The sequence below is a fragment of the Sphingomonas oligophenolica genome (assembly GCF_039522915.1).
Taxonomy (GTDB): domain Bacteria; phylum Pseudomonadota; class Alphaproteobacteria; order Sphingomonadales; family Sphingomonadaceae; genus Sphingomonas; species Sphingomonas oligophenolica.
On the sequence record NZ_BAAAEH010000059.1, the window covers coordinates 34,981 to 48,964 of the forward strand.

Below are 13,984 nucleotides of genomic sequence, written 5' to 3' on the forward strand. Positions count from 1 at the left end.
TGCACCTGCGTGAATATGAATTCAACAATCAAAGCTCGGCTTTGGCGAGCGCTCCGCTGGCACGAAGCATGTCGATCACACTTCTATCTATCCCCCAATCCAGCAACGCTTCGGCGTCGTGGGCGCCTATGCCGAAACCCGTTTGCTGAATTGCGCCCGGCGTTTTCGAAAAGCGCGGTGCGGGCGCCGGTTGTATGACGCCTTCCACCTCCACGAACGTCCCGCGCGCGCTATTATGAGGGTGGCGAGGCGCATCTTCCATGCCGATCACGCCCGCCGCGCATGCATCGGTCCCTTCGAGAAGTGCGATCCATTCGGCCTGGGGGCGACGCAGGAACGCGCTTTCGAAGCTTCGGCGCAGGGCCGGCCAGGCGGCCCGATCCTCTTGCCGCTCGGGTACGAAATCGATGCCGAGAAGCTTGATAAGATGTCGGAAAAACTGCGGTTCCAGCGGACCGATCGCTACCCAGCGATCATCCTGACACCGGTAGGTGCCATAATAAGGCGAGCCGCCGTCGAGCATGTTGCCCGCGCGCTCCGACTTCCACCTGCCATCCGCCCTCATTCCATAGAAGGCTGCCATCAGCGAAGCCGCGCCATCGCTCATCGCTGCGTCCACGACCTGACCCTCGCCGGTCTCGCGAGCATGCAGGAGCGCCGCCAGAAGCCCAACAACGAGGTAAAGCGCGCCGCCCCCGAAATCTCCGACGAGGTTGAGCGGCGGCATCGGCTGTTCTGCAGGGCCTATGGCGGCGAGGGCACCGCTGATCGCGATATAATTGATGTCATGGCCGGCCGCCTGGGCGAGGGGACCATATTGGCCCCAGCCGGTCATCCGCCCATATACCAGCCTCGGGTTGTGGCTAAGCGCCACGTCCGGGCCAAGGCCGAGCCGTTCCATCACTCCCGGCCGAAAGCCTTCGTAGATGGCATCGGCGCGACCCATCAGCGCAAGGCACGTCTCGGTCGCGCCGGGTGCTTTCAGATCGAGCGCCACCGACCGGCGACCGCGACGCGTGACATGGACCGGCGTGTCGCGGTCGTAGCCTGGTCGGTCGATGCGGATGATGTCGGCGCCAAGGTCTGAAAGAAGCATGCCCGCAAACGGGCCTGGCCCGATTCCGGAGAATTCCAGGATCCTCGTGCCCGCAAGTGGCCCTTGGCTCATACCCGCTCCTAAACGACGATTTGATAATATGCATAAACAGGAATAACTGTACACGCCAATGCATCGTTTGAAATGGAGGTGCGCGATGAGCGATCAACCGCTGGTGCTGATCGACGATCTGGGTGACGGAATCCGGGTAGTGACGATGAACCGACCGGACGTTCGCAATGCGATTTCGGACAATCCGATGATCGACGCCCTTATCGCCGCCGCGGCGACCCTCGACGCCGATCCGGCCGTGCGGGTGCTGATCCTGACAGGCGCCGGCAGTGCCTTTTCGGCAGGCGGTAATCTGAAAACGATCGCCGCCGCCGGGGGGCTCGTCAGCGATTTTCCACCACAGACGCGCGAGAATTATCGCGCCGGCATCCAGCGCCTGCCGCTGGCGTTCGAACGCATTGATGTTCCGGTGATCGCCGCGGTCAACGGCCCCGCCATTGGCGCGGGCTGCGATCTGGCCTGCATGTGCGATATCCGTATCGCCGCCCAGTCGGCTGTCTTCGCAGAAAGCTTCGTCACCCTCGGCCTCATCCCCGGCGACGGCGGCGCCTGGTTGCTGCCACGGATCGTGGGGTTCGCCAAAGCCAGTGAGATGGTCTTGACCGGCGAACGCATCGACGCTGACGATGCACTCGCCGCCGGGCTCGTATCCAGGGTCGTTCCCGATGGCCGATTGATCGATGCCGCGGTGGATATTGCGCGCAAGATAGCAGCCAATCCCCGCATTGCGGTTCGGATGACGCGCCGGCTCATGCGCGTGGCGCAAAACGAGCGTCTCGAAAACACCCTTGAATATTCGGCCGCATTACAGGCTCTTGCCCATATGACGGAGGATCATCGCGAGGCGTTGCGTGCATTCGGCGAACGCCGCAGGCCGGTCTTCCAGGGCGGCTGATGCGCGAGGCGCAGCGCCGTGGTGGCGCTGCGGAACCGAATTCCTTATAGGCGGCCGGATGTCGGAACCTCTCGATCTTAGCAACCCGCGGCAGTCGGTATCGGCGATCGTGCAGGCGCTTGCGGTGCTTCGCTATCTGGGCAACCTTGATCGGCCCCAGGGCGTGACGGCGATTTCGCGGGCGCTCGATATCAGTCCGAGCTCTTGCTTCAACATCGTGCGGACGCTGGTGGCGGAAGGGATGCTTGACTTCGACCAGGCGGATAAGAGCTATGCGCTCGGCGCCGGGACGGTTGAGCTGGCACAGCGGGGGTTGGCCCAATCGGGTATGTTGACCCGGTTGCGGCAGGACCTCTTTCGGCTGGCCACAGACTATCAGATGACTACGTCGCTGTTTCGCGTCAGCCACGGCGAGCGCCTGACAGCGATCGCCACGGCCGAATCCGGGGCGGATACCCAGATTCAGATCATGGTCGGGCATCGCGCACCGATCCTGGCCGGCGCTACCGGCCGCTGCGTCGCCGCCTTCGGATCCTTTTCCGAGGCTGAGCTTGAGAGGCGCTTCGCCGATCTGCGGTGGCATGCCGCGCCGCGTTTCGCGGATTTCATGGCGGAATTGGAGCAGGTCCGCCGGGATGGCTATGCCATCGACCAGAGCCAGTTCCTGGCCGGCGTGACCTCGGCCGCCGCACCGATTTTCGACCGGACGGGCGCGGTCGCCTATTGTGTCGCGGGAACGATGTTCACCGGCCAGCACGGCGTGCCGACGTTGCGCAAGATCGGCGAGGACATTCGCGCCACAGCGCTTCGGGCCTCTTCCAGCAAGCCGGGCTGAGTCTCGAACCTCAGATCACTTGTGGTCGATCGCGGCGCGGGCACGGTCGCGGATATATTCGCGCAGCGCCTCAATTTCTTCATCGCTGACTTCCCCGAAGCGCGGCATGCCGCGGGACGACAGCAGTCCATCGTGCAGCACTGCTCTGAACGTCTCCGCGCTCAGCGGTATCTGGGATCGCCGCAACTCCGGCGCAGCTCCGCCGGACACCGCCGCAGGGCCATGACAGGCAGCGCAGCGATCGGCAAACGAGGCTTTGCCTAGCGCAACCCGGGCGGGATCAAGCTTCATCGCCGGGTCATCGGCAAATGGCGGAATAGCGAAGTTCGTCGGCGGCAGCCGATCCTTGCCACCAAGCGCGAAGGTAAGCAGTCGGGATTTGAGACTATGGTAATCCCATTGCTGCTCCACCGGTCGCGGTCCGATCACGCGCCCCGCGGCGAGGATGCTGATATATTGCCGGCCGTGGATCGTATAGGTGATCGGCTGATTGCTGCCCGGCGCCTGCATGTCGAAAGACCAGAGCCGCTTGCCGGTGTCCGCAGCCAGTATGTCGAAATTCCCGGCCTGATGACCTTGCAGGACGAGATTCCCGGCGGTCGTCGCCGTTCCCCCGCCATCGACCAAGTCGGGCGTGGGCACCCGCCACGCCTCGGTTTGCGTCACCGGATTCCACGCGAGCAATGCGCCGACGCTCGGCCGCATCGGGATGCCGGCCGGCGCCTTGCCCTGGCCATTGTTGGAGCGCTCGCCATCGCGGAACGTGAAATTTTCGAGTGAGGGCGGATCGACATAGACCCGGCCCATATCCATGATCGGCAGATAGACGAGGCCGGTCTTGGGGTTGAACGCCATCGTGGCCGTGCCATGCGCGCCGTGCGACCCTGGGTACATGGCAAACGGCTTGCCGTCGGGATAGCGCGCCTCCGGGTTCTCGATCGGTCGGCCGGTCGCCTGGTCGATGCCCTTTGCCCAGTTTTGATAGACATAGGAGACGGCCGAGATCAGCTTCCCGGTTTCGCGATCAATGACGTAGAAGAAGCCGTTCTTCGGCGCCTGGAGAAGTACCGAGCGTTTCTTGCCTTCGACCACGAGATCGGTCAGCACCATGTCATGGGTGGCGTTGTAATCCCAGCTTTCTCCGGGATTGACCTGGTAATGCCAGACATATTTGCCGGTATCGGCATCGACCGCGACGATCGAGCAGAGAAACAGATTGTCGCCACCGCCAGGGCTGCGGATCTTGCGGTTCCAAGGCGTGCCGTTGCCGGTGCCGATATAGATGCGGTTGTATTTGGCGTCGTAGGAGAACGCGTTCCAGTCGTTACCGCCTCCGCCGAATTTCCACCATTCGCCAGTCCACGTCTTCGCGGCCATCGCCATAGCCTCGTTTTCGAAGCCCTTCGCCGGATCACCGGGCACGGTGTAGAAGCGCCAGACCTGCTTGCCGGTCTTCTGGTCATAGGCGGTGACGTAGCCGCGGATCGGTGCAACATCGCCGCCGCCGTGGCCGATGATTACCTTGTCCTTGAACACCCACGGCGCGCCGCTGATGAACCTGCCATCGCCTTTGTCAGTGGTCTGCGCGCTCCACGCGAGCTTGCCTGTCTTCGCGTCCAGTGCGATCAGGCGGCCATCCGACGTGCCGACGAAGACGCGGCCGTTGGCATATGCCATGCCGCGGCTGCCCCAGGCACCGCGCATTTCCGGGCCGGCAACCGCGCCGACCTCGGGATCATATTTCCACAGCAGCTTGCCGGTCAGCGGATTGACCGCGTGAACGATCGCCTGGCTCGCGGCGAAATAGACGATGCCGTCATGTTCGATCGGAGCCGTATTGGTGATGCCACCGACGTCGAAGTCGAAGTGGGAAACGAGACCGAGCTGCGCGACATTGTCCTGGCGGATCTGATCGAGCGGGCTGTAGCGTGTGTCATCCTGGTTGCCGCCATAGCCGAACCAGTCCTGATCCTGGATCCGGTTCTTGACGGGTGCAGCCTGTGCTACGATCGCAATCAGCAACGCCGATCCCGCGACCAACGCGCCCTGGCGAACCCCCTTGATCATCATATCTTCCTATCGTGTGACGTTATTGCGCCGTCAGCTCTGCTCGGATGACGGGCGCCGCCTGCTTTCGTGCTGTAAGATCGGGATTTTGGCGGCCAAGCTCCGGCTCTTCAACGTCAATAACCTTTGAGAAATCGCGAATAGATGTTGCCGGAACCTAGTCCCTTGCGCGCGAGCCACAGACGGGCGGTCAACGGCCCCGGTCGCCCCGGTCCGGTAATCGGAACGTCCAGAGCACGATGCCGCCCGCCGGGCTGTCGACCTCTGGCGCCAGCCCTCTCCAGACCACGTCTTGCGGGCCGCCGCCGCCTGTCACCACGGCGACATATTGCGCGCCTTTGGCGGTATAGGTGATCGGCGTCGAGCTGGCGGTGCTCGCCAGGCGGGTCTGCCAGAGGATCTTGCCGCTCCTTTCGTCATACGCGCGGAAATAGCGGTCCGCGGTCGCGTTGAAAGCGATGCCGCCTGCGGTCGCCAGCATCGAGCTGGAAACCGGGGTCCGCTGGCGGTGCGTCCAGAGAGTCTTCCCGCTTTGGAGATCGATCGCCTGGATGCGCCCTATATTGCCGTCCGAATTGGGCATGGGGCGGCTCTGGAAACCGATATCCAGGAAGCCTGCGGCTACTTCAGACGGCGGACGCTTGGTCCAGGTGTATGTCGAGCATACTTCGAACATGGGAATGTAGAGGACGTGGCTTTCGGGGTTGTAGGAGGTGGCCATCCAGTTGCGCATTCCGGTCGAACCGGGGCAAACCAGCTTCTGCTCCCCCGCAACGGGGATCAGCGCCGGATTGTAGGTCTTGGCGCCCGTTTTGGGATCGATCGCGACGACGATGTTCTGGAGCCCAGCGTCACGCGAAAACACATAGCTGCCATCGGTGCGATCGACGGCGTCGAACAGGGCCATCTTGCCCCCGGTGACCACAAGTTTACGCATGCGTCCGTTGATGGGCAGGTCGACCAGCGACTGCTCGAATGCCCAGTCTACGTCCCAGATATCGCGTTGCATGTGCTGGAAATGCCAGGCGAGCTTCCCGGTGTCGGGATCGAGCGCGACAGTGGTATCGGTGAACAGACCGGCGTTCTTGGCGCTTGGCGGTTCGCCCGGGCGGATCAGCGTTGCGGCGGAATAGGTGTTGCCGATCCCGAAATAGACGAGGTTGAGTTCGGGGTCGTAGCTGCCGCCGGTCCATTGCGAGCCGCCGAACCTTTGTTCGGCCGGCACGCCGTTCCAGCTGTCGCCCCCGGTCTCGCCGGGCATGGCGATCGTGCTGAATCGCCAAACCTGAGTGCCGGTTTTCGCATCGAGTGCGAAAATGCTGCCGGGACGGCTCTGTGACTGGTTGGTGCCGAGGATCACCTTGCCCTTGGCGACGATGGGGGCGCCGACCATCATCACCCCGCTGGCGACTTCGGTCGGCGTCATCACTTCATGATCCCAGACCAGAGCGCCGGTCTTGACGTCCAGCGCGACGACATGGCCGTCGACCAGCGGCAGATACAGGCTGTTCCCGTAGATCGCCATTCCCTTGGAATGACCAGCGCGGCCGCCTAGTAGGTTGTCGGGCAGGTCGCGACTGTATTTCCACAGGGGGTCACCCGTCGCCCCGTCGAGCGCCTGCACCGAAGCGCCGCTGTGGACATATATGACGCCGTCATGGACAAGCGGTGTGATCTCGTTGAGGCTCGGTCCGAGCGTCCAGCTCCATGACAGGCGCAATCGCGACGCGTTGCTGCTGTTGATCAGCTTAAGCGGGCTGAAGCCGTGGCTCGAATAGGTTCGACGCCACATCAGCCAGTCGCCGTCCGGCGGTGTCTGCAGCATGGCGTCGGTTACGGGCCGCACCGCGCTCGCGATCGCGGTCTTTCGGGTCGTTTCGCGCTGGTAGATCGCGTCCTGATTGGGTTCGGTCGCCTTGAAGAAACGGCGAATCATGGCCGTTCTGGCCTTCATCGGATCTTCCGAGGCGCTCGCGGCGGAAGAGCCAGCCGCTGTCGGGCCGAGAGCCAGTTCCCTGGTGCCGGGCGCGACGCCATTTTGCTGGAGGATATAGGCGGTGAGGGCCGAATATTCCGCATTCGTCAGCGATCCGGCGCGGCCCGGCGGCATGTTCGAGCGGATGAAGGCGAAGAGGTCGGCGGCGGGCTTGTCACTCCAATGTGCGGCAAAGGCGTCGCCCTTCAATCCAGGCCCGAACCGGCCACCGGAGGCATCCGGCCCGTGGCACGCCTGACAGTTAGCCGCGTAGCTGGCTTTGCCTTGCTCGCTCTGTTGCGCGGTGAAGGATGCGGACGGATCACGGAAGGCGGGTGTCAGGTTTTGGGCGCCAAGCTGGCCGGCCAGAGGAATCGCACCGAGGGACAGCGCCACAAGAAGCTTCGATTTTGCGAACATGGAATCTCCAAGCATATGTCTCGTGCTGCCTGATCGGCGAGGGCCGCCTTCACTGGCCATTGTCGGGACCTTTCTGCGTCTTCACGGTGCCCTTCGCCTGCTCGGCGATGAGTTCGCGGGCGCGCTGTCGGATGTAGAGGCGTAGCGCCTCGAGCTCGGCGTCGCTCAGCTCGGCGAAGCGAGGCATCCCGCGCGACGTGAGCACGCCATCGTGCAACACCGCCTTGAATGCATCGGCATCCATCGGGATGGACGAACGCGGCAGGTCCGGCGCAGCCCCCCCCGACCGTGCCGCCCCGCCGTGGCAGGAGGCGCAGCGATCCGCGAAGTCAGTCGCCCCCCGCGCCGCCGTGGCCGTGTCGATCTTCAGGGCCGGATCGTCGAGATATGGCATGACGGTGGTGTTGGGTGGCGGCAGCTTGCTCTTGCCGCCCAGCGCGAAGGTCAACAATTGCATCCGCTGCGTGCGGTAGTTCCATTCCTGCTCGACGCCACGCGCGCTGATCACCCGCCCGCCGGCGATGATGCTGATATATTGGCGGCCCTTCACCAGATACGTGATCGGTTGCGGAGTCGTCGAAGCCTGTGCCTGGAAGGACCAGAGCAGCTTGCCGCTGTCGGCGGCGCGGATGGTGAACCGCCCGTCGTCATGGCCCTGCAGCACCAGTTTTCCGGCAGTCGTGGCAGTGGCGCCCTGTGCGAACATGCCGGCCGCCGGGATGCGCCAGATCTCCCTCTGCGTGGTCGGGTTCCAGGCGAGCAACGCCGAACTGGTCGGCGGCATCTTGACTGGTGGCGGTATGCCGATGCCTGTGTTGAACCGTTCTCCGTCGACAAAGGTCATCCCGTTGATCGAGGGCGGATCGACATAGGCGCGGCCGGCAAACATCGCGGGGAGGTAGACGAGGCCCGTTTCGGGATTAAACGACATACCGGGGGTGCCATGTGCACCGTAAGGCGAGGGAAAAAGGGTAAAGACCTGCCCGTTCGGAAAGCGCGCCTCCGGGTTTTCGATCGGGCGGCCGGTCGTCTTGTCGATACCCTGGGCCCAGTTCTGCGGCGCGAAGGTTTCGGCCGAGATCAGCTTCCCGGTTTCGCGATCGATCACGTAGAAGAAGCCGTTCTTGGGTGCCTGCAGCAGCACCGAACGCTTCCTGCCGCCGATCATCAGATCGGTCAGCACCATGTCGTGGGCAGCATTGTAGTCCCATGTCTCGCCGGGATTGACCTGATAATGCCAGATATATTTGCCAGTGTCGGCGTCGACCGCGACGATTGAGCAGACGAACAGATTGTCGCCGCCGCCAGGGCTGCGGATCTTCTGGTTCCAGGGCGTGCCGTTGCCGGTACCGATATAGAGGCGATTGTATTTCGGGTCGTAGGAGAAGGCGTTCCAGGCGGTGCCGCCGCCGCCATATTTCCACCATTCTCCCTTCCAGGTTTTCGCAGCCATCGCCATCGCCCCGTCCGAAGCGGCGCCGTCTGGCCCTTTCGCGGGGTTTCCCGGCACGGTGTAGAAGCGCCACACCTGCTTGCCGGTTTTCTGGTCATAAGCGGTGACATAGCCGCGCACCGGCGCAAAATCGGCGCCGCCGTGCCCGATCACCACCTTGTCCTTGAACACCCAGGGCGCTCCGCTGATGTAGCGTCCGTCACCCTTCTCGGTGGTTTTGGCGCTCCAGGCCAGTTTCCCGGTCTTGGCGTCGAGCGCGATGAGGCGGCCGTCCGAGGTGCCGACGAAAACTCGGCCGTTGGCATATGCCATGCCGCGGCTGCCCCAGGCACCGCGCATTTCCGGGCCGGCAACCGCGCCGACCTCGGGATCATATTTCCACAGCAGCGTGCCGGTCAGCGGATCGACGGCATGAACGACCGCCTGGCCGATCGCAAAATAGACGACGCCTCCATGCTCGACCGCTGCGGTCAGTCCACTGCCGCCGACGTCGATGTCGTATTGCGAGACCAGTCCGACGCTGGCGACATTGTCCTGACGAATCTGCGCAAGCGGGCTGTAACGCGTATCGCCTTCGCCGCCGCCGTAACCGGGCCAGTCAGCGCCAGCGATCTGCTGCCGACCGGATGGCGCTGCCTGTGTCGCCATGGCGAACAAAAGGGCGGAGCCCGCGATCAACGCGGTGCGAGCGAGGCGTTTAGGCGTCACCGCAACCTGACCTTGAGCAGATGTTCGCCGCGGAAGGCGCCTATATACAGCGTCTTGCCTTGCTGAAGCGCTATCGAGGCGTTGGCCAGAACCGCCGCGCCGGCATGATAGATGTCGGTCGCGGTCCATTTCCTCGGGTCGATCACGGCCACCCCGAAGGGCTTGGCGCAAATCCCGTCGAACTTGGGGCAGGAGGGGTCGGTAGAGAAACCGACGATGTCGGTGATGCCGGCCGCCAGAATCTTTCCGTCCGGGCGAAGCGCCAGATTGTCCGGCATGAAATCGAGCGTGAGGTGTCCGGTCACCCTTCCCGCAGCGCGATCATACCGCCGCACTTCCAGGGCGGTCCAGGCGTTGAAATAGAGGGTCTTCTCGTCGTCGCTGAGCTGAACGCCGTTGGGAAAGGGCGCATGGCTGTCGGGCAGTTCCACGACCGTCCCGCCGGGGTGCCACTCGACGATATAGCCCGAATCCTTTCCGTTACGCGGATCGTTACCGTTGGCCTTGTAGATCGCCGGGACAATCGGAACGGTGGCGATGAAACCGCCGTCGCGAAGACCCGCGACATCGTTGAATCCGCGCGTTCCCTCCGGATTCGGCATCACCGTGCAGCCACGCCAGATCGCGCGCGGACCCGGCGCGTCGACCTTGATTTCCAGCATTTCGATCGACTCGCGATCGGCGTGGTTGACGACGAACAGCTCAAGTCGCCCGTCGCGCCGTTTCTTTAGATGGATGCCGTGCGGGCCGATCCTCGGAAGCGGGGTCGTGCAGTCCGCCGCACCCCAGCCTTTTTCATACTCATTGGTGATCGGGAGCCAGCTTACCGCATTGGTTTTGGGATCGAACAGGCTGAGCCCAGCGGGCCTGGTTAGGGTTGCGCTCCACATATTGCTGACGATGATCAGCCCCGTGCCCGGGAGAAATTCCATATCCTCCGGCTGGGTAAAGCCGGGCAAGAGCTCGATCTTCTGCGCCGCCGCCGGCAGTGTCGCCGTGCCGCCGATCAATGCGGCGAATATCAACCAGAATTTTCGGAAAGCTGAGAGGTATTCCTTCGATCGAGCCATGGGTTCTCTCCAGATCGCCGATATTATTGCGCATCCTGCGAGCCCATCAGTCAGGACTTGAGGATGCGGACGTCTCATCTAGAAGCTCACGATATGGGCCAACGCGGCATGTCCTTGGGATTGGGATATGGAGGAGGTGTGGTCGGGTAATCCCCTCCTCCAGATCGAAACGTTCTTGTCTCTCATTCTTGAGACGGTTTTCGCCTGCACAGTCTCGGATCCTGAAGTGACGGGGAAGGCAGGCCTTCCCCATCGCCGCATCAGAACTTCACGCGGGCGCCGATGTAGAAGGAGCGGCCGACCACATCGTAGAAAGTCAGGTTGGTTCCGTAGGAATAGATGAACTGAACCGGATCTACCGGCGGATCCTTGTCGAGCAGGTTGTGGACGCCCCCGTAGAGCTCGATCCTGCCGCCATTCGTGACCGCATAGCGCAGGTTGATGTCGGTGTAGAGCATCGTCGGCATGTTGTTGTTGTCGATGTTTTCGATCGAGGTGAAGGTATTGTCGATATGGGCCTTCCCGATCAGCCGCTCGAGAATTGAGAAACCGAACTTGTCGGTGTCGTAGCTGATCGTGGCATTCCCGGTCCACTTCGGCCGCCCGACGAGATCGCCAGCACGCTGGATGAAGGTAACGCCGTCCGGCGAACGCAAATCCGAGTAGACATAGCTGGCCAGAATATGTGTCGTCAGGCGGCCATGCGTAGAAAGGACATTGAGATCGAAGCCATACAGTATGTCGAAATCGACACCCTTCTCCGTCTCGATCGAGCCGTTGATGTTGACATTGTTGACGGAGATCAACTGGCCATTCGCATCGCGATTGATGTAACCGCAGACCGGCCGACTTTGCTTGTAGCAGAAATCCAGGATGTTCTGGCTTGTTCCGATGGCGCCGATCGCATTCTTGATGTTGATGTCGTACCAGTCGACCGACATGCGGAAACCGGGAAGGAATTTCGGGCTAAAGACCGCGCCGAACGTCTTGGTGTCGGCGATTTCGGGCCTGAGCGCGGTATTGCCAAGAGTGACCGTGAGGGCGTTGCCCACCGTGCTAACGAAGTTCGCCGGCAAACCTGCCGCGCGGCAATTGGCAGCCGTCGTCGCGCTCGCCGCCTGGTTAACCGCATTGCACGGATCGTTGGGCGAGAAATTCGTGATCTGCGCGCCGGAGAAGAGTTCTCGGAGATTGGGCGCTCGTATGTCGCGAGAGACAGTGCCGCGAAGCCGGAGCGACGAGACCGGTTCCCAAATCGCGCCGAGCTTCCAGGTATTCGAACTGCCCGAGGTGCTGTAGTCGGTGTACCGGAATGCGCCGTTGACCTCGAGCGATTTCAAAAAGGGCTTGCTGTCGACGATTGGCGCGTTGATCTCGGCATAACCTTCCTTGACCTCGAGGCCAGCATGGACGCCGGAAGTGTTCATGACCGCCCAGCCGAGTTGCTGCATGACGGGGTCGGCATCGGAGTCGAGCCGTTCCCGCCGATATTCTCCGCCGAGGGCAAGAGAAACCGGCTTGGACCATAAACTGAACAGATCGCCCCTAATGTTGGCGGTGCCGCCACTCATCGTATTTGTGGAGATATACTCGCTGGTGCCCTTGATATAAGCAAGGGCCGCGGCGGACGGCGAGCCATTGCCGAAGACGTTGATCGGTACGCAGGCCTTTGCCAAGGCTTGTAACGGGGCCGGGAGCGAAGCGGCATTGAGCGTCGCGCGGCAGACGGTTTTGCCCGACGCCGGGTCACGTACCGCATCGACCGCCAGAGCGTAATTGGTCAGGTTGATGTTGCCGAGACCCAGCGTCGAATAATCGAGCTTGCTGTAGTAGCCAGCGACATCCCACTTCCATGAGGTGTCGCCCAACGTGCCTTTGAGGCCGCCGACGATTCGATAGGTGGTGGACGTGTTATCAACGTGCACCGAACCGAAATCCTGATTGATCCGGCCAAGCTTGAACGCCGTGATGTTGTTGGCGGTCATGGTCTGTTGGATAGAGGTGGGAATGAAGGGATTGCCGCTGCTGATCGTGAGGTCAGTCCCAAGCGCATTGAACCAGGGCTGGATCGCCCATGATCCACGGCTATCGCTGAACAGGAAGTCACCGAATGCCGTGATATTGTCCGTGATCTTGTAGTCAGCCGCTGCCAGCACGTCCTTACGGTCTTGCGGCACGGTGATCGGTGCAATCTGGGTGGCTTTGACGCCGTCGCCGCCCACCCGGTAAGATGGGCCGGCTTCGGTTCCGTCTACAAAGGCGATAGGCGTGCCGCCATCTCCGAACTGGATGTGGGATAGCGGGCTGGTCGAATTGCCGAGGGTGCTGGCCGAGACGCCGTTCTGGGTGGCGCTCGTGATGAGTCCGCCGTAGGTCGCCGCGATGCGGACGTTGGCGCGGGTGATCAGCGCCGGGATGCCGTCGGTGGAACTGGTATTGGCCGGATTGGGGTAGATCATGTAGCCCTTGCGACCCCAGGCCCGCGCGCCCTGGTTCGCGATGCCACCGCTGCGCTCCCACTCACCGGCGATGACGAAATGACCGCGATGATCGGCGAAGTCCTGTCCGACCATGAGCCCGATCTTGTAGTCGGGCCGGTCGCCACGCTGGCTAATCCCGTATTGAAGATCGGCTTTGAAGCCTTTGAACTCGCGATCGAAAATGATGTTCGCCACGCCCGCGACAGCATCGGAACCGTAGGCGGCGGAGGCGCCGCCGGTCACGATATCGACCCGGCCGATCGCAATGGACGGTATGACGTTCAGGTTGACCGCCCCAGACAGGTTGGCGGAGGAGGAATAGGTCGGGACCATGCGCTGGCCGTCGATGAGAACAAGCGTTCGCGCGGTGCCGAGGCTGCGAAGGTTCAGATAGTTTCCGCTACCGCCGCCCGACAGGAGTCCGGTGGATTGCGCGGTGGCCGACGCCGTCACTGACGGCAGCTGTTGCAGCACCTGCGAAATGCTCGTTGCGCCGCGCTGCGCCAAATCCTTGGCGCCGATCACGGTGACAGGGGTAGGGGTGTCAAAGCCGGAATGTTGCAGGCGACTTCCAGTAACGATGATCTCCCCGGTACTTTCGCTCGCCTGGGCGGTCGTGTCGGCGGGGGGCGCTCCCGTGGCGTCCTTGTCGGCGTTGGCGTCGGCAGTTGCCGCGACCTGCGCGTGCGCCATGCCTGGTGCGATCAAGAGCATTGATGTGCTCGCCAGGAGATAGGCGCCGAATGCTTGCTTCTTCAAAATCATCTAATCCCCCAATTTGAAATAACAGTAAATTTAGGCGGCAGCCTGTTTTTATTTTCGCTGCCGTAACTTATCTGTCTCTGTTCGCGGCTTATATGCCGACAGGTAGGTTTTCGCCGATTTTTACCATGCGAATATTCTGTCAGCTATC

The 13,984-nt window shown here is 62.3% G+C and carries 8 protein-coding genes; 2 read left to right on the plus strand and 6 right to left on the minus strand.

Annotation, left to right across the window (positions count from 1 at the left end):
• Window positions 1–28: 28 nt before the first annotated feature.
• Window positions 29–1,168 (minus strand): CaiB/BaiF CoA transferase family protein, encoded by a 1,140-nt coding sequence (locus tag ABD050_RS25725; RefSeq protein ID WP_343892409.1) that lies wholly within the window; start codon window positions 1,166–1,168, stop codon window positions 29–31.
• Between the two features lie 85 nt (window positions 1,169–1,253).
• Here ABD050_RS25725 and ABD050_RS25730 point away from each other — a divergent pair, with 85 nt between their 5' ends.
• Together ABD050_RS25730 and ABD050_RS25735 are read left to right on the plus strand one after the other, a co-directional pair.
• Window positions 1,254–2,063 carry a crotonase/enoyl-CoA hydratase family protein gene (locus tag ABD050_RS25730; RefSeq protein WP_343892410.1) on the plus strand — a complete coding sequence of 270 codons (810 nt, stop codon included), beginning with the start codon at window positions 1,254–1,256 and terminating at the stop codon, window positions 2,061–2,063.
• Between the two features lie 109 nt (window positions 2,064–2,172).
• On the plus strand, window positions 2,173–2,898 hold the full coding sequence (locus tag ABD050_RS25735; RefSeq protein ID WP_343892411.1) for an IclR family transcriptional regulator: 726 nt from the start codon (window positions 2,173–2,175) through the stop codon (window positions 2,896–2,898).
• A 15-nt stretch (window positions 2,899–2,913) separates the two neighbouring features.
• Here ABD050_RS25735 and ABD050_RS25740 read toward each other — a convergent pair whose 3' ends face one another.
• From ABD050_RS25740 to ABD050_RS25760, 5 genes are all read right to left on the minus strand, one after another.
• A complete protein-coding gene (locus ABD050_RS25740) occupies window positions 2,914–4,965 on the minus strand; it encodes a PQQ-dependent dehydrogenase, methanol/ethanol family (RefSeq protein ID WP_343892412.1) in 2,052 nt (683 codons plus the stop codon).
• 190 nt (window positions 4,966–5,155) lie between these two features.
• A complete protein-coding gene (locus tag ABD050_RS25745) occupies window positions 5,156–7,360 on the minus strand; it encodes an outer membrane protein assembly factor BamB family protein (protein WP_343892413.1) in 2,205 nt (734 codons plus the stop codon).
• A gap of 49 nt (window positions 7,361–7,409) precedes the next feature.
• Window positions 7,410–9,461 (minus strand): PQQ-dependent dehydrogenase, methanol/ethanol family, encoded by a 2,052-nt coding sequence (locus ABD050_RS25750; protein ID WP_425542518.1) that lies wholly within the window; start codon window positions 9,459–9,461, stop codon window positions 7,410–7,412.
• Between the two features lie 56 nt (window positions 9,462–9,517).
• On the minus strand, window positions 9,518–10,591 hold the full coding sequence (locus tag ABD050_RS25755) for an SMP-30/gluconolactonase/LRE family protein (RefSeq protein ID WP_343892415.1): 1,074 nt from the start codon (window positions 10,589–10,591) through the stop codon (window positions 9,518–9,520).
• 260 nt (window positions 10,592–10,851) lie between these two features.
• Window positions 10,852–13,836, minus strand: a complete 2,985-nt coding sequence (locus ABD050_RS25760) for a TonB-dependent receptor domain-containing protein (protein ID WP_343892416.1) — start codon at window positions 13,834–13,836, stop codon at window positions 10,852–10,854.
• Window positions 13,837–13,984 lie beyond the last annotated feature (148 nt).